This is a genomic window from Asticcacaulis tiandongensis (assembly GCF_006475605.1).
Classification (GTDB): domain Bacteria; phylum Pseudomonadota; class Alphaproteobacteria; order Caulobacterales; family Caulobacteraceae; genus Asticcacaulis; species Asticcacaulis tiandongensis.
Window position 1 is genome coordinate 950,630 of record NZ_SSBC01000010.1, and the last position, 16,836, is coordinate 967,465.

16 protein-coding genes and 1 tRNA gene are annotated in these 16,836 nt (G+C 57.2%); 4 read left to right on the forward strand and 13 right to left on the reverse strand.

The genetic code is table 11. From position 1 onward, the window contains the following. Positions 1–3 precede the first annotated feature (3 nt). The 6 genes from E5201_RS08625 to E5201_RS08650 all read right to left on the reverse strand — a co-directional run bounded on the left by E5201_RS08625 (position 4) and on the right by E5201_RS08650 (position 5,370). Positions 4–1,419: an aldehyde dehydrogenase gene (locus E5201_RS08625; protein ID WP_425456574.1), complete on the reverse strand. Its 1,416-nt coding sequence runs from the start codon at positions 1,417–1,419 to the stop codon at positions 4–6. Between the two features lie 169 nt (positions 1,420–1,588). Beyond that, positions 1,589–2,254 (reverse strand): GntR family transcriptional regulator, encoded by a 666-nt coding sequence (locus E5201_RS08630; protein WP_140986093.1) that lies wholly within the window; start codon positions 2,252–2,254, stop codon positions 1,589–1,591. A gap of 103 nt (positions 2,255–2,357) precedes the next feature. Then, positions 2,358–2,840, reverse strand: a complete 483-nt coding sequence (locus E5201_RS08635; RefSeq protein WP_140985639.1) for a GNAT family N-acetyltransferase — start codon at positions 2,838–2,840, stop codon at positions 2,358–2,360. Between the two features lie 165 nt (positions 2,841–3,005). Then, positions 3,006–3,092 (reverse strand) — tRNA-Leu (locus E5201_RS08640). Between the two features lie 65 nt (positions 3,093–3,157). Beyond that, positions 3,158–4,573, reverse strand: coding sequence for a M20/M25/M40 family metallo-hydrolase (locus E5201_RS08645; RefSeq protein WP_246050502.1), 1,416 nt, complete (start codon positions 4,571–4,573; stop codon positions 3,158–3,160). Then, positions 4,570–5,370 (reverse strand): competence/damage-inducible protein A, encoded by an 801-nt coding sequence (locus E5201_RS08650; RefSeq protein WP_140985640.1) that lies wholly within the window; start codon positions 5,368–5,370, stop codon positions 4,570–4,572. Before E5201_RS08650 ends, E5201_RS08645 begins: the two co-directional genes overlap by 4 nt. Before the next feature lie 48 nt (positions 5,371–5,418). On the opposite strand from E5201_RS08650, the gene sfsA reads away from it, so the two are divergent. Beyond that, a complete protein-coding gene (gene sfsA, locus E5201_RS08655; protein ID WP_140985641.1) occupies positions 5,419–6,120 on the forward strand; it encodes a DNA/RNA nuclease SfsA in 702 nt (233 codons plus the stop codon). Here sfsA and E5201_RS08660 read toward each other — a convergent pair. Next, complete coding sequence (locus tag E5201_RS08660) at positions 6,061–7,782, reverse strand: phosphatidylglycerol lysyltransferase domain-containing protein (RefSeq protein WP_140985642.1); 1,722 nt, start codon at positions 7,780–7,782, stop codon at positions 6,061–6,063. The genes sfsA and E5201_RS08660 overlap by 60 nt on opposite strands. A gap of 86 nt (positions 7,783–7,868) precedes the next feature. Beyond that, positions 7,869–8,645 (reverse strand): SPOR domain-containing protein, encoded by a 777-nt coding sequence (locus E5201_RS08665; RefSeq protein WP_140985643.1) that lies wholly within the window; start codon positions 8,643–8,645, stop codon positions 7,869–7,871. Between the two features lie 57 nt (positions 8,646–8,702). Between E5201_RS08665 and panC the strand changes: the two genes are divergently transcribed. Further along, positions 8,703–9,572 carry a pantoate--beta-alanine ligase gene (gene panC, locus E5201_RS08670; RefSeq protein WP_140985644.1) on the forward strand — a complete coding sequence of 290 codons (870 nt, stop codon included), beginning with the start codon at positions 8,703–8,705 and terminating at the stop codon, positions 9,570–9,572. Here the strand turns inward: panC and E5201_RS08675 are convergent. Continuing rightward, positions 9,569–10,618: a glycosyl hydrolase family 18 protein gene (locus E5201_RS08675; protein WP_140985645.1), complete on the reverse strand. Its 1,050-nt coding sequence runs from the start codon at positions 10,616–10,618 to the stop codon at positions 9,569–9,571. The genes panC and E5201_RS08675 overlap by 4 nt on opposite strands. 294 nt (positions 10,619–10,912) lie before the next feature. On the opposite strand from E5201_RS08675, the gene E5201_RS08680 reads away from it, so the two are divergent. Next, the gene (locus tag E5201_RS08680; RefSeq protein WP_140985646.1) at positions 10,913–11,389 is read left to right on the forward strand and encodes a hypothetical protein; all 477 of its coding nucleotides are present in this window, start codon (positions 10,913–10,915) and stop codon (positions 11,387–11,389) included. A gap of 56 nt (positions 11,390–11,445) precedes the next feature. Here E5201_RS08680 and E5201_RS08685 read toward each other — a convergent pair whose 3' ends face one another. Further along, on the reverse strand, positions 11,446–13,383 hold the full coding sequence (locus E5201_RS08685; RefSeq protein WP_140985647.1) for a patatin-like phospholipase family protein: 1,938 nt from the start codon (positions 13,381–13,383) through the stop codon (positions 11,446–11,448). 92 nt (positions 13,384–13,475) lie between these two features. Here E5201_RS08685 and E5201_RS08690 point away from each other — a divergent pair, with 92 nt between their 5' ends. Continuing rightward, positions 13,476–13,871, forward strand: a complete 396-nt coding sequence (locus tag E5201_RS08690; protein WP_140985648.1) for a DUF1489 family protein — start codon at positions 13,476–13,478, stop codon at positions 13,869–13,871. 99 nt (positions 13,872–13,970) lie between these two features. On the opposite strand, the gene E5201_RS08695 is transcribed toward E5201_RS08690, so the two are convergent. The 3 genes from E5201_RS08695 to E5201_RS08705 all read right to left on the reverse strand — a co-directional run bounded on the left by E5201_RS08695 (position 13,971) and on the right by E5201_RS08705 (position 16,833). Continuing rightward, positions 13,971–14,687 (reverse strand): sensor histidine kinase, encoded by a 717-nt coding sequence (locus tag E5201_RS08695; protein WP_140985649.1) that lies wholly within the window; start codon positions 14,685–14,687, stop codon positions 13,971–13,973. A gap of 132 nt (positions 14,688–14,819) precedes the next feature. Next, positions 14,820–15,194 (reverse strand): hypothetical protein, encoded by a 375-nt coding sequence (locus E5201_RS08700; protein ID WP_140985650.1) that lies wholly within the window; start codon positions 15,192–15,194, stop codon positions 14,820–14,822. 49 nt (positions 15,195–15,243) lie between these two features. After that, positions 15,244–16,833, reverse strand: coding sequence for a hybrid sensor histidine kinase/response regulator (locus E5201_RS08705; RefSeq protein WP_140985651.1), 1,590 nt, complete (start codon positions 16,831–16,833; stop codon positions 15,244–15,246). Between the last annotated feature and the right edge of the window lie 3 nt (positions 16,834–16,836).

Consider the following 16,836-nt stretch of genomic DNA (forward strand, 5'->3'; position numbering starts at 1 on the left):
ACCCTAGGGCTGAAAGCTGATGGAAACAGACTTCATATCGGCATATTTATACATCGCATGCAGCGATCGGTCACGGCCAAAACCGGATTGCTTGAAGCCGCCAAACGGCAAGGTAATGTCGCAGCTGTCCCAGCCATTGATCCACACCAGACCGGCCCGCAATGTCTTTGCCGCGCGCATGGCCCGATTGAGATCGGACGTCCAAGCCCCCGCCGCCAGACCATAGACCGTGTCATTGGCCAGCCTGAAAGCTTCGGCCTCGTCCTTAAACGTCAGCACCGACAACACCGGCCCGAACACCTCTTCGCGGGCCAGAATATTGTCAGGTGCGATATTATCGAGCAGGCTTGGCTCGACATAAAACCCGCCACTCTCAGCTCGCGCCCGTCCGCCCCCAAGACGTAACCGCGCCCCATCGACCTGCCCTTTTTCGATATAGGAAAGCGCCGTCTGCATCTGCTTTTCGGAGATCATCGCCCCGAACTGCGTCTCGGGATCATAGGGGTCACCAACCTTTATGCCCTTGGCGATCTCGATGACGCGATTGACGAAATCGTCACGGATGCTTTCCTCGACAAACAGACGCGACGCCGCCGTACAGACCTGCCCCTGATTATAAAATACGCCCCAGGCGGCATTTTGCGCTGCGGCTTCAAGGTCTGGCGCATCGGCAAAAACGATCTGCGGCGACTTCCCCCCCAGTTCCAGCGACACGCGCTTGAGGTTGGAATCGGCAGAGGCCCGCATCAGCATCCGCCCGACCGGTCCCGACCCCGTAAAGGCGATCATATCCACATCCATATTTCGTGCCAGTGCGTCACCTGCCTCGGTGCCCAGCCCCGTCACCACATTAAACACACCAGCGGGCACACCGGCCTCAACCGCCAGTGCCGCCGTATAAAGCGCTGTCAGGCTTGAATTCTCCGCAGGCTTGAGCACCACCGAATTACCCATGGCCAGAGCGGGTGCCACCTTCCACATGGCCATATGCAGCGGGAAGTTCCACGGCACAATCGCCCCGATGATCCCCAAAGGCTCATGTACCGCATAGGAAAACCGGCTTTCTGGCGACGGGCCGACCTCGCCATATATCTTATCGAGCGCTTCGGCATAGTAACGCGCCGACTGGATGGCCAGAGGGATATCGACGGCGCGGGCATCGCGGATCGGCTTACCGGTATCGAGCACCTCCAGAAGCGCCAGATTTTCCGCATGCTCCGTCATCAGATCGGCCAGACGATGCAGTATTTTCTTCTTTTCCTTCGGTGCCTTAAAACGCCAGCGGCCATCCTCAAACGCCGCCCGCCCCGACCGCACCGCTCTATCGACATCACCGGCCCCAAAGGCCGCAATCCGGTTGATGAGCGTGCCATCACGCGGCGCGATATTATCAAAGGTCTTGCCGGATTTAGCCGCCATCCACTGCCCGTCCACGAAGCCTTGTGACGGGATGAATATCTGCCCCAGCGCGGCGACGACGCCTGCCTTGTCTCTGGCTGCAATGAGTGGGGTCATGGTGCCTGATCTCGCTGTCAAAACTGTGATCACAAACTGTGACCCGCCGCCCCGCTTGTCAAGGTCAGGATGCTCAACTCAGCGTGACCTCTGCCTCGCTCTTAAGCGCTTCCATCATCAGTTCCATGCCTTCATGCACGTCTTCGGACATATGCCGACGCACCGCTTCGGCGTCTCCGCGCTCAAAGGCCGCGATCAGTTCCAGATGGTGATCCTGCGGCAGTTGTACGGCATTTAACCGACCAAACACGGCACGCATAAAGGGGCCTGACTGAAGCCAAAGCGAACGCGCCATATCAAGGAACAGGTCCGCCTCAGCCAGCCTGTAGATATGAAAATGGAAGGCATGATTGGCCTGCATATAGCCATCGACATCGCCTTCAGCCAGGGCCGCCATAAGCTGGGCATCGTCGCTCTTAAGCTGGGCGATTATGTCTGGCGTTATATGCGCCACCGCCCGATAGGCCAGTTCAGGCTCCACCCACTGGCGCGCCAGCATCAACTGCTGAAGCCTGTTTTCCGACAAGGACGGTACCCTGAGACGCTTGTTTGAAGGTTGTAACTCAAGGGCTTTTTGCGCGATCAGGCGACGCACGGCTTCGCGTACAGGCATGGCGCTGACGCCCAACTGATGCGCAAGAGTACGCAGTGACACCGACTTCCCCGGTGCAAAGCGTCCCTGAATCAGGGCCTCGGCCAAACTTTCGTAAACCTGATCATGAACCGAAGGCTCTTCCATGCTGACTGTCGAAAGGCTCAAGCCCTGCTCCTGTATTCCTGAGCCGTCATATAAGCACCTATGACCCGCCCCTGCAAATACCCAAGGACACAGCTCAACAGAATTACATGGCCTTAAGCATATAGACGGCGCTGTCACCATAGGGCGCAAGCTTTTGTGTCATGTCCTGCACGGCAGGCTCAAAACCAAACCGCCCCCAGAAACCGGCTGTCCCATAGACCGACACCAGCGACGCGCTTTCATAATCTGCGGCAATCCCAAGCAGATACCGAACCGCTGCCTGAGCCTGACCACCCCGCGCTTCGGGCAGGATAGCGACATCGTGGATATAATAGTCGTCCGCCTCAGGCGCGATTTGCCCTAGCAGGCTATCCAGCGCTGGCGGCTGAAAGCGTTTAATGGGATGGGACAGGGCATAGCCCACAACTCGCCCGCCCGTCTCAAGCACCAGACATCCCTTGGGAAACAAACTCAACCGCTCGGCAAAGATTTCGCGCCGCTCCGGCAGGCTTTCGTGCGCCACCGCCGCTACCTCAAACGCCGCGTCAATATCTTTGAGCCCCATCTGCCGCCAATGGGTTGTCATGACTTGAGTCTCCGGGCACGAAATAAAGCCCCTATTTACGCCCTGCAATGGGGCGAAACAACGCCCAAGCGGGCGTCGGCGACCGTTCGCCGCCCTCGCGGAGCGGCGAGTGAACAGCGCGTCTCACTTGAGACGTGCCACGAGCATAAGCGTGAGCGGAAAATATGGTGCGGGCGGCCGGACTCGAACCGGCACGGGATCACTCCCGACGGATTTTAAGTCCGTTGCGTCTACCGATTCCGCCACGCCCGCTTAAAACCGGAGGCCCTTATAGCCGCCGCCTTTATCCGCGTCGAGAGCGTTTTCTGATTGCCCACCTATTTGTTCGTCGGCTGAAAGCGGACGCGGCTATTGGCCATAAGCCAGACGGTCGACACCCACGCCGCCACGTTCTGATCAAGCTTTTTCGCCTCTATGCGTTCCATCGTGTCATCCGCCGTGTGATGGACATCAAAATAGTCATAGCCGTTCTGCCTGAGGTTAAACACCGGCACCCCTTTGACATTGAGCGGCCCCGTATCCGGCCCGCCGCCGGTTGAAGGGTCCTTATCGATGTGCACCCCCAGCGGCATCAACACTTCACTTAAGGCTTTGACAAAGGCCGGATCATCCCCCACCGGCAAGCGCAAGGCATAGATGACATCGGCCCCGAAATCCGATTCGGCGGCGGCAACATGTTTTGATAACTCATGCCCTTCCGCATAGGCATTCGCGCCCGTAAGCCCCTTATCGTCCGGTTGCGAAACCTCTTCCGCCCCCCAGAAGATCAGACGTATCGTCCGCTCAGGCCGTAACCCGCTATCAATAATCAGTTTAGCCGCCGCATAGGTCACCGCCATGCCTGCCCCGTCATCGACAGCACCGGTCCCCAGATCCCAGCTGTCGATATGACCGCCTATCAGGATGACCTCATCGGGATATTTACTCCCTTTGATTTCGGCGATGACATTTTGCGACTGACCTTCGCCCCGAAACACCGGACGCGACACAAGCCTGAGCCTTACCGGCCCCGCCTTGCCTTCGCGCTGAAGCTTAAGGATGCGGCCAAACTGTTCGGCATCGGGTGGCGATATGGCCAGCGCCGCAATACCTTCGTCCCCAAGCCAGCGCGTCGCCCCTGTATGAGCAAAGCGGTGATCTTCGGTGCCCAACGACCGGATGACATAGCCCGCTGCACCCCGCTCACGCGCCATATCCGGCCCGTGACGTCTGAAACTACCCGCCCCGACACTATAGCCGACACCGGTCTGCGTGCGCGGCGTCGGTTGCAGGATAACGACAATCTTGCCCTTAAGGTCACCCATATAATCGACAAAGCCTTGCCAAGTCTCAAACAGTGCCGCCTCGCCCTCAACCCCTTCGGGCGGCGTAGCACCTGAGCCCCCCAGTGCCGTTACCGCCATCGATTGGGCAAAGGGGCCAATGATCTCAAGCTTTTCCTCTCCGCGTTCCCAGATTTGCAGCGGAAAGGTTTGCAGTCGGACATTTTCAAACCCCTGCCGCATAAGTTCATTGACCGCCCATGAGGATGCGTTGCGCTCAGACTCAGACCCTGCCGGACGCGCCCCAAAGCGCGTCGTCAGGTCTTCGACAAAGCGATAAGAGTCATTAGCCGTCAACGCCGCATCCCTGAGGCTCGCGGCCTGTTGCGTGACACCTGCGGGTTGGGCCAGCACCATCGGTGCCGCCACAGACAACAGGGCGACCATAGCCCAGACGGGAACACGTTTCACGCAACCAACTCCTCAAACCTTGCCTCAGGAAACCGTTGCTTTGCCGTGTTTACCACCTCAGGCAGACCGGCGATCAGGGCGTCGGTCGCCGCATCAAGCTGCGCCTTGTCGCGCCCGCGTATCACCAGTTGCGTGCCAAATTCATCCGGGAAAATACCGAACGGATAGCTGCCGAGCGACAGATCGGGCCAGGCCTGATTGACCTCGGACAATATATCCGCCGCCAGACTTTCCGGAACATAGGTCGCCTTGATCGTGCGTGACAGAACCTTGCGCCCCTGACGCAAACGCGGTGCCACATCATTGAGCATACCGGCCATGATGCGCGGCACACCGGCCATGACAAACACATTACCCAGCTGAAACCCCGGTGCCCCTGATACCGGATTAAGGATCAGTGACGCGCCTTCAGGGATACGCGCCATGCGGCGGCTGTTGGGATTAAGCAAACTCGCGTCCCCGCCATAGCGTTCCAGCAGGATATCTAGCGCATCCTGTCGCTCATTGATCGGCACACCAAAGGCCGCCGCCACACAGTCAGCGGTAATGTCGTCATGGGTCGGCCCGATACCACCGGTGGTAAAGACATAATCATATTGATGCCGCACCTCATTAAGCGTGCGGACAATCTGGGCCTGCGTATCGCCAATCACCCGCACCTCGGTCAGATCGACACCAATGGCATTGAGAAACTTCGCTATGGTATTGATATTGCTGTCGGCGGTACGTCCTGACAGGATTTCGTCACCAATAATGACAATTGCGGCTGTCGGATCGGATTGATCATTGACCGGCACAGGCAGAGCTCCTTATGGCTGATATCCCAACATGAGGACGGATCAGGCATGATGATTATGAATGGGCTTATCAAAGGCCGTTTGCAATCAAGATACAAACGATTTTTCGCCGACATTGACTTAAGTTCCGGCGAAACCGTTACCGCCCACTGCCCTAATCCCGGCAAGATGATGGGCCTGCTTGAAACCGGCACTGAGGCGCTGGTCACGCACATCAATGATCCGCTTAAAAAGCTGCAATACCGCCTCGAAGCGCTTAAGGAAAACGGCGTCTGGGTCGGCGTCAATACCCAATGGCCCAACCGCCTGATCGGTAAGGCCATTCATGACGGGCTGATCACCGAACTTGACGGCTACGAAACAGTACGCCCCGAAGTGAAATACGGACTTAATTCGCGCATTGATTTTTTGGCCACCGCCCATGCACTTCGGCCCGATGCCTATATTGAGGTCAAGAACGTCCACCTGTCACGCACAGAGGGTCTGGCCGAATTTCCCGATTGCGTCACCACGCGCGGCGCAAAGCACCTGCATGAACTGGCGGAGATGGTGTCTGCCGGTTACCGCGCCGTGGTTGTCTTCTGCGTCCAGCGCGATGACTGTCAGCGCTTTGATGTCGCCGCTGATCTTGATGGTAAATTTGCCGAAGCCTATCGCACTGCCCGCGCCCACGGTGTAGAGATCATCGCCCTAGGCTTCGGGTTTTCGGAACAGGGCCTGACCTTCAGCCATCGCCTTGAGGTTCTGTAAATTAAGGTTCTGTAGCAGGCGCGTGTCCACACGATCGGGATCACCGCGACTCCCCAGAACCACCACGGCCCCCAGCGCCCGCATCAGGGCCGCTTCGGAACCACGCACCGCCACATAGGACGGCCGCCACTGCGGTTTGAACTTTTCCTTATAGGCGCGCAGACCATCGAAATTATAGACCTCGCTGCCATAGGTATAGATCAGGCTGGCAATGCGGTGCCAGGGGGTACTGACCGGCTTGCCGCCGCGCTCCCCGCCAAATCCCCCCAGCGGCGTCATACCCAGACTGAAATAGCGATAGCCTTCGTCACGCGCATGAAAGATCAGGCGCAAAAACAGATATTCCATAATGCTCGGCGGGGATGCCGGATCGTAGCGCATCAGGTCAATGCCCAGTACAGACTTATCGACCGTTGGCCACAAATTGGCAAAGGCCATAATTTCCCCGTCTATACGGATGACGGCAACCGGCGTCATTTTAATATAATCGGCATCGAAAAAGCCCATGGAAAAGCCTTTTTCCTTCGCGCTTTTTTCCTTTAGCCATCCATCGGAGATGACCTTAAGACGCGGCATGTGCGCGGCCACCTCGTCGGGTGACAATACACCGAAATCCACATGCTCAAATTTGCGCCATATCTGCCGGAAGGTGTAGCCCTTCTTGCCCGCCAGATCGAAATTCTGAGCATCCACCAGCGCTTCTTCGCCAATCTTGTAGGGCCGCAACCCCAGATCAAGCATCAGCGGCAATTCGGACGCATCAATATGATAAAAAGACAGCCGCGCTCCGGCCAGCGAGGCCATTTCGCGCAATCGCCAGCACAGGCGCTCGCCTTCGGCCACCGCCCCGACTGGCGCACCGACAACCACCCATTGCCGACCGGAAACGCCATACATGACAAAGGCCGTGCGCGCCTCGTTCCACAGAATATGCTTGTCACCGGTTAGCGCCAGCCATACCGCCGGATCAGAAGACACCGAAGCCACCAGACGGATATCCGCCAGATCGGTTTCATCGGGCAATCCGGGAATGGCGCGCGCAATACCAAACAGGCGATAAAGCGCAAACATCAGCACCGTCAGGCCAATAATCGCCAGACCACGTAAAAACCGTGACACACTGGCCTCATAGGCGAAGTCCTGCCACAGATCATGCGCGTAAGTCACGGTTTCATAGGCATAAAACCCACCAACCGCGATGCAGATCAAAACCCCTGCACCGATTATAAGCCACAGAGGTTTGATGTTCATGCTCAGAAGCGTCGAACGACGTGCAAAGGCCCGCTTACAAGGTAACAAAATAAGCGCACAGACGATCATGAAGACCGCCATACCGACCGCCCATTCACGCGTCAGCGAGACCACGGCCCCCGCCAGCAACAGCCCCAGCGCCATATACCAGGCTGTATCGATCCGCTCCCACAGGCCCCGGGCAACAAAGATCAGCAACACCCCGTTGACGACACCAGCGGCATGAGACAACTCGACCAGTTCCAGCGGAAACCAGCGCTTGATAAACGGTAAGGCCTGAGGATTGATCGGCGCCAGCACCGACACCAGAAGCATTCCGCCCGCCACCAGCATCAATAAGGCCAGCACCTTGGGCACCAGAAGTATCAGGGACTCGGCAATAATTTGCCGCGTGTCGGCGCGATGCTTCATGGATGGACTTCCTGCGTGAATCTGAGCGATTTTACACGCCTTTTGATCCGCTCAAAAGGCCTAACCCGCCTTTACACAGCTAAAACCTAACCGGCCTTGGCGCACCAGCTATCGCTAATTTCAAGCTGCATACATAGACGCTTCGCCTGCGCGTCATTCTCCACAGGGCCAAGGCGCAAACGTACGACCGTCGCCCCGGATGCCAATGTCACCGGCTGCATGACCGGTTTCAGGCGCTCCATATCAGGGTAACGCGCCTGAAGTCCCTGCCAGGCCTGTTGCGCCCGGGCCTCGGAGCTGAACGAGCCGATCTGAATGGTCTTGAACGCCTGTACCGGCATAACTGCCTGAGCGGGCTTCTCAACCGCCTGATTAACCGCCTGAGTACCGGCCAGAACCTGAGCCGCCCCAGAAGCAGAAGCAGAAGCAGAAGCAGAAGCAGAAGCAGAAGCCGCAGTAGTCGGCGCAGAAGCCGTACGCAACTCGGCCTCAAGCCCGGTATCCAGTACCGTATCGGCATCGGGGCGCGGCATATCCAACGGATTCACTATGCGAATGAGTTCGGTTGTACGCTGAGCGGCGGGGGGCACCTCCCCCTTGCGGGCCATATCAAGGGCCATATCGACGACTGTCAGGCCTGCCGTTTTCAGCACCTCAGTCTTTGCCGGCGCCGCCAGAGGCACGTCTTCGGTTTGCACCGCAATATCTTTGGGCTTTTCTTCGATCTCTATTTCCGTTAAACGCTCTGCCAGATTCTGGAAGAACCGGCCGTCATCAGTGGCTGCCCCGCAACCGCTCAGGCTGAGGGCCATCAGACAAAGCCCCAGCTTGCGGATCAGGGAAATGGAAATATACGAGCGCATAGGGACACCTTATCACATGCCGTATAAATTCCTGGTTAGGAAAAATGGTTAACCCGTATGCTTAAGCCTGTACCTTCATCTGTCACAACACCTGACCGCTTGCGTGAACTGGCGGCCTTGCGTCAGCGGATCACCCTTTGGCGCTCTGAGGGGCAGCGGATTGGCTTTGTGCCGACCATGGGGGCCCTGCACGCAGGCCATCTGGCGCTGGTGAAACACGCCAGATCCTTAAGCGACAAGGTGGTTGTGTCGATCTTTGTCAATCCGTTGCAATTTGCCCCGCATGAGGATTTCGATCGCTATCCGCGCCGTGAAGACGCCGATTCCGCCCTGCTGGCCGAAGCCGGTGCTGATCTTGTCTGGCTGCCGACCTCAGAGTTAATGTACCCCAAAGGCTTTGCCACAAAGATAGAGTTAACCGGACCCGCCGAAGGGCTTGAGACCGATTTCCGTCCGCAATTCTTCGGCGGCGTGGCCACCGTGGTCACCAAGCTGTTCAATCAGGTAACCCCCGACATCGCCGTGTTTGGTGAAAAAGACTATCAGCAGCTTAAGGTCGTTCAGACCTTTACCCGCGATCTCGATATGCCGCTTGAGGTCATTGGGCTGCCGACTATTCGCGAATCCGACGGTCTGGCCCTGTCGTCACGCAACGCCTACCTCAGTGCCGAAGAACGCGACACCGCCGCTAAATTACACGCCGAACTGCATGCCATCGCCGAAACGGTACAGGCTGGTGGTGACGCCGACGCCTCCATTGAACGGGCCAAAATCCGCCTTGAGGCCGCAGGCTTTGGCCCCATCGACTATATTGCCCTGCGCGACGCCGACAGTCTGGCCCCGCCCTCTGCTGACAGTCGCGCCTTGCGTTTGCTGGCCGCCGCATGGCTCGGCAAGACGCGCCTGATCGACAATATCGCGGTTTAGTCTGTCGTCTTTTCCATAGCCTCATTCAGCGTCCGGATCAGGCGATGATCCTCTGTGTCCTGCGATATTTCCCAGACCATGATCCCGGCCCCTTCGCGCACCCCGAGTTCGGCCTTTTTTCTCAGGGTCTCAAGGCCGTTATAGGTGATGTAGTCGCATCCGGCGCACCGCGTCCCCCAGACATCCTTATCAAATACCGCCTCGCCATACTCCGCCAGCAAATCCCTGAAATTATATCCGGCACGGTACTGGCCATAGCCATAGCCGTAAAACGGCACCCCCAGAACCAGCCGCTCTTGCGGCACACCCCGCGCCCGCCACAGGGCCATGTCCGTCACCGCCTGCGCATAGGGGGAATGCTCATCCCCCGCCTGCCCCCAGCCTGGGCCAATCGCGTCATAGGACATGACATTGACCAGATCAAAATAGGGAATGGAGGACACAGGGATCATGCCGCCTTCGTATGAGGCGGTGGCACAGGTCAGAAGCTTGCCGCGCGCCTTAAGCTCACGACTGAGTTCGGCTATAAAGGGCGTGTAATTACCTGCCGCATCAATCTCAGTCAGCAGCACGCCTTCGATGTCGACATCCAGCCCGTCAAGGCCATAGCGATCCACCAGCGCCAACAGGTTTTTCACCACAACACCACGGTTTTCGGGCTTCAGTAATTCTGCCCAGTTGCCTGAACATTCAGGAATGACGCCCCCGCCCAGCGACACCAGTATCCGATTGCCATTGTCATGCGCCTTAGACACCGCTGCGCGAAAATCTGCGTCCGTCACTGCCTGACCGGTATGGTCATTCATACAGGCAAACCGGTCGCCGGCCATAACCGCGCCATCTGCCACCGGATTAACAAAGGAAACGTTCAGATGGGTATATTGCCTCAGGTCGGCCTGCGCCATGACGCGCCCCATACCCTTGAAGGCAGGGACATAGCCAATCGCTACCACTCGTTCGGCCTGTGCAACACCCACGCTACCCACCGATAAGGCCGCCGCAAGAGCCATGGCCACCCCGAATTTATTTGGTATTATTTTGGTCATTATTTTCCCCTATTTTTAATTACCAATAAAATACCTTTTAAATCAAGCCATGGCAATCCCTGAATACCGTCGGATTTAGTCTGTAATCCCAATGTCCTATCCATTTCAGACCTGTGGATAATTTTTGCACTCCCCCTGAATAGGGGGGCGTTTATTGCCCTGAGCCGTGTTATGATCACAGTTCTTATTGTAATTTGAGTCTAGTCGGAAATGGCACGCCTCTCCTCCGCAGGAAGTCAACGTCCCTTTTCTTTCCTGTAGAAACCAACAAAACAAAAAACCCGAAGGCACACCATGAAGACCCTTTTCAGACTGTTTGTCAGCGCCCTGTTCCTGACTCTCGCTCCCTTTGCCGCTCAGGCGCAGGAAAGCAGCCTGCTGGCCAAGGATAAGCCGATCGATGATCCGGCCAATATTCCCGCTACCTCCATGTACCTGATGCTGGTGTCCTACAGCTGTCAGGAAGTGGCCGGTGTTGAAAACTACACCGAGATCAAAAAGCTGACCCACAACCTGACAAGCACCATCATGCAGGACGAGGCCAAGGCCGATGAATTTGTCAACATGATCGAAGGCATGGCCAAGGAAAGCTGCCCGGACACCAAGACCTGCTGGCGCGATTTCAATGACCTGCCCGCCACCGCTACCCGCGAGCAAGGTGAGGAAACCTGCCTGACCAATATCAATAACGGCCTGACCCTGATGGGCAAGCAGATGGAAAACCTGCTGGCCAGTGCCGGCGTGACCTCATCGTCTGCCGCTCCGAACTAAAACAAGCGTTTGATCGACCTAAACAAAAGGACGCCCGTAACCACAGGCGTCCTTTTTTATTTGTCTTTCTTGCTGCGTGGCTTAACCGGTTTTTTGAACCCGTATCTGAGCTTCTCAGGGCGCGGCGTGGTGATAAAACTATCGTCCGGCGTAAAGGCCGGAATATTGGGGTGCAGGCTCACCCCCCGCTTGCGTAGCTTGGTTACCGGACACTCAAGCCGCGACAGACTGTCGACCGTCGTCTGATAGCCGTTTTCCACAGCCTCGTCATAGGCATGCCAGTCGCGTATCTCGACGCCTTGCGGCTCTGGGATGATCAACAGGTCACTGGCGCGGCGGCTCTGCTCAAGCTCTGCGGTGGTGGTAATGGTCGCCGAGCGCATCAGGATCGAGACAATCGGCGGCCCCTTGCGCCAGTTACCCGTCGCAAACCAGGTCGGCAGATTCTTAGGCACCTTGATTGATTTCGGATCAATTCCCTTGGCGCGCGTGACATCGACCCCGACCACCGTCCCCAGATGGGTGTTACGCATCATCAGGGCCGGAAATGAGCGCATAACCGCTCCGTCCACCAGCACCTGACCGTCCTCGACGACGGGGGGCATGACACCGGGAAGTGAAATCGATGCCCTCAGTGCGCGTGCCAGAGAGCCGGTTTTATGCACCTTCACCGTGCCGCTGGTCAGGTTCGACGACAGACAGAAAAACGGCAGTGGCAAATCCTCGATCAGCGCCTCACCAAAATAGATTTTCAGCCGCTCATCCACCTTTTTGCCACCGGTCAGGGCGATAAAGGGAAAGGTCACATCATCCAGCGGTGACGACTCAACAAAGGCCTTACGGATATTGTCGTCAATCTGCGCCTCGCTCCATTCGTGCGCCACGCATGCCGCAACAATCGCCCCCATCGAGGAACCGCAGACAAAATCAATCGGCACATGGGCTTCGCGTAGGGCCTGAACCGCGCCGATATGCGAAAAAGCCCGCGCCCCGCCGCCGGAAAACACCAGCCCGACACTGTGACCGGTAATAATCCGCGCCAGACGTGCCATATCGACACCATTGCGCTCAGCGACATGGAACCAGCGCGCCGGTTTATAGCGGTCGATCCAGTCTATCGTGCGGGCAATCTGCTTGTGCATCCGCCCCAGTTCATCCGGCGCTTCGCTCTGGATCAGCACCAGATCAGGCGACCGCAAAAGCCCCAGCGGATCAAGCCCCTGCGACGCTTCCAGACTGAGCGTCTCCGCCGACAAAGCCCCGGCCTCTTCCGGTGTGCGCTGGCTATGGACGCGAGCATCCCCGACCCAGAAGGTATGATCGACCTGACGCGAACTGAGTTGCCGCCAGTGATGCTCATCTTTTTCCGCAATATAGAACACATAGTCGTGTGAGGCTTCGGCTTCGGAGAAGACCTCCACCGCCGAGCCGTGGAAAAAGCTGTCGAAGATACAGACCTGATAGCCTAGCAGATTGATGGCATTGACGATCCCGTCAACCAGCGGCCTGACCGCATAGTCATTCAGGGCAAAGAAGGCAAAAACATTGGGCGTATTGTGCCGCCGCCCCTGTGATGCCACCGATGAGCGCGCCCTCAGGATCATCTGCTGAGACAACAGTAAAAGCACATCCGGCGCCGTGGCTATAGCTTCAAGAAACGCCGCCTTAGGCAGCACCATCAACTCACAGTCACGTAAGGCAATGACGGTCGAAGCGTGCGGCGTACCGGCAATCAGGGACATCTCACCGGCGGGTTCACCCGGCTTTATGATGCCGATAAGCTGAAGGCCGGCCTGATCCTCATCGTGACGGAACACCCCTAGCCGTCCGGCATTGAGCAGATAGAACTGATCGGACTCCTCGCCTTCGGAAAACAGCCGTGTCCCGCCGGTAAGGGTGATCCAGCTCGCGTCCTTCAGCCCCGCTGAGGTATTGAACAGCTTTGCCAGTGCGGCATCGAGTGTTTTCGGCGAATCGTCCTGAGGTGCGGTCATCTATGCTGATCTAATGGAGGGAGCATTACGCAAGGCTTGTGACGTCGCGGGATTTCTGTACAAGGAGCATCACAGACTTAAGGTAGGCGTAAATGGTACATCTGGTCAAACTCTGCGTCGGTGTCGAGGCGATAGAAGACTTGCTTGACTGGGAGCGCGGTCACGACACGCGCGTCATCCATACGCGCCAGACGCCCAAACGCGCAGACGAGCTATTGAACGGCGGCTCACTTTACTGGGTCATAAAGGGCGTCATTCAGGCACGTCGTGAGATTGTGCGCATTGATACGCTTGAGGGCGATCCCCCCCAATGCCTGATCACCCTGTCCACCCGTCACATTCCGACCCAACCTCAGCCGCGCCGTGCTTTTCAGGGCTGGCGGTATCTTGAACTTAAGGATGCGCCGCGCGACCTGCCTCAGGGCGATGACGGCGCGGCCCTGCCCCCAGAGCTGGTCGCCGCCCTCAGAGACGCCGGTGCCTGGTAGCAGGGGCAGGGGCGCAGCCCCTGCACCCGATTGCCCCGAGGTGTGTGGCATCTTCCATCGCTACATTCAACAGTCGGGGTATCTAACGGCCTGTAATATCTAGGCCGAAATCAGCAAGCTGAAGACCGCCCCGCTTTCGGGATGGTTTTTAAGCTCCACACGCCCGCCCAGCAAGGCCATGATCTGTTCGGCAATGCTTAACCCAAGACCCGTTCCGGCGGTTTGCTGATCCTGTTTTTTCAGGCGCGTATATTTCGAGAAGATAGCGCGCATCTTGTCCTCAGGCACACCCGGCCCGTGGTCGCGGACATGGACAAACACACCGGCTTCATTGACGCCATAGTCTATATCGACCACCGGCGCAGTCCCCGTGTGCTTAAGGGCGTTTTCAATAATCAGTCCGATGACGCGGCTTAACAACATGCCATCGGTCATAAAACTATCCCCCCCAAGATTATGCAGGCGAATATCCCCTCGATCCTTGAGCGGCCCCAGACGCGTGATCGAATCACGAATAAGCGGGGTCAGGTGCGTCAGTTCAGGCCGCGGCGCCACGGCCCCGCTTTCCAGCTTGGCCATATCAAGAATATTGGTGATGAACTTATCGAGCCGGTAAGCCTCGGAAAGCGCCGAAGAAATAAGCGTGCGACGCTTTTCTTCGCTCAGCTTGGCCTCAAGCAGCGTGCACACTTCCAATGACCCGATAATGGTGGCCAGCGGCGTTTTCAGGTCATGAGATACAGTTGATAGCATTTGGCGGTACAGGGTTTCTTTAATCAGGTCGGACGAAGCATCATCCATTGTCGTCACTCTCATGTTTCATACCCCGGTAAGCGGTCTGAGCAGCGACTCGGATGGACCCGTCAGGTACTTAGAAAAAATCCTAACTCCCGTCAGACAAAAGCACAGTGCCTGAGCCATACGCCGTAAGTAAGGCATTGATAAAAATTACGCGAACCAGACCTCGGCTGCCACGATCAGACGCTCCAGGCGAATAGATATCTGACGCAGTTCCTCATTCAGGACACCCTGCTCCGGCGGCGCGGCTTGCGCGCTCTCGTCCCCCAGCCTGAGAAAATCATGCAGGGTCTGCTCTATCCGCTGGCGCACCTCTTTCAGTGTCTCCAGCACATCCTCAGACAGCGCTTTTTCGCTGTCATCATAGCCCTCAGCCAGAGCCTGAAGACGTGCGATATCCGCCCTTAAATCCTCGCGCAGCAGCCCCGCCTCGGAGCGACTGAGCAGGCGCATGGCCTCAGGTTTTAAATCACGAATAGCCTCAGCGACCGCTGAGGCGTCGGGAAAATTCTGTTCCTGAAGCATAAAAGTCTCCGTCTCCGCCTGTTTATCTATGACGACCAGCTTACTGTTATCAGGCCTCCGGAGCAACGGCTTCGCTTATCTCCCTGAGCTTGCGGGCCAGCAAATCCGGTTGAATGGGTTTGGACATATAATCATCCATCCCCGCCTCAAGACAGCGCTCACGATCACCGGCCAGCGCATGGGCCGTAACACCAATGATCCTGTGATAAAAGCCCTTTTCGGCCTCCAGCGCCCTGAGGCGGCGCGTCGTCTCATAGCCATCCATATCAAACATCTGCACATCCATCAGAACCGCATGATACGGGGTGTCGCGACTGGCTACGCGCGCCAGCGCCTCGGCACCGGATTCGACCGCATCGGCCTCATAGCCCATATCCTCAAGCATCAGGGTGGCGACCATAATATTGGGCTCATAGTCTTCAACAATCAGTACCACCGGTGCCGGCCCCTCCTGCATCCGCGCCAGTGGCGACAGTTCGCCTACATTTTCCGGCGCAGCCAAAGGCAGGCTCAGACGTACCGTAAAGATCGATCCGGCCCCTTCCTGACTTTCGACTTCAATGCTTCCGCCCATGCTTTCCGTCAGGGCGCGCGCAATCGACAACCCAAGCCCCGAACCGCCAAAACGCCGCGTGATGGACGCATCAGCCTGCGTAAACTTGTCAAAAATAACCCGACGTTTTTCTTCTGCTATGCCTATGCCCGTATCGCGAACCGTAAAGGTCAGCTCAATCCGCTCCCCGGCCGGTCGCGCCTCGCCGATCAGCTCTATTTCCCCCGCTGAGGTAAACTTCAGGGCATTAGAGATCAGGTTCATGATAATCTGCTGCAATCGCGTGCGATCGCCACTCACCGATACCCGGCCTATATTATCGATAACATTGAAATAGACGCCCTTGCGCTCAATGCCCTGGGCAAACATCAACTGGATGTCGGACAGGATACTCGCCGGATTAAAGGTGACGCTTTCAAACTCTATCCGGTTATCCTCGATGCGGCTGATATCCAGAAGATCATTGATCAGCCGCAGCAATAACTGCCCGTTGGTACGCAGGGTTTCGACAATCCGCACCTGCTCATCATTCAGCGGCGATCGGATCAGCACATCGGCCAGCCCCGTCACCACATTAAGCGGCGTGCGGATTTCATGACTCATGGTCGTCAGGAAGTCGGTCTTGGCCTGAGATGCCGCCTCGGCCTTTTCCTTGGCCGCCTGAAGCTCCTGCTTCTGGTGCTCATTTTCCCTGAGCAGGCGTTCCTTGACATAGGCCGCCTGCATAACCGCTGGCAGCAGATCGAAATAGGTCTGGTTGACGTCCTTGACGGCATAGTCCGCCGCCCCCAGATGCATGGCCTCAAGGGCAATGCGTTCGTCGCCACCTGCCGTCAGTATAATCACCGGTGGCGGCTTAGGCAGTTCCCGTATCAGCGGTAAAAGCTCAAGCCCGTTCATGCCCGGCAGATTATAATCCAGCAGAATAAGCTGATAATTCTTGTGTTTCAGGCGCTCAAAGCCGTCCTCAGCTGTCGCCGCCAGATCGACCTCAAGTCCGTGACGCTGCATCCGCTTTTGCAAAAGCCGACCGAGCGCCTCATCATCCTCAACATAGAGAATATATTTCAGCGGTATATCCGGCATAAA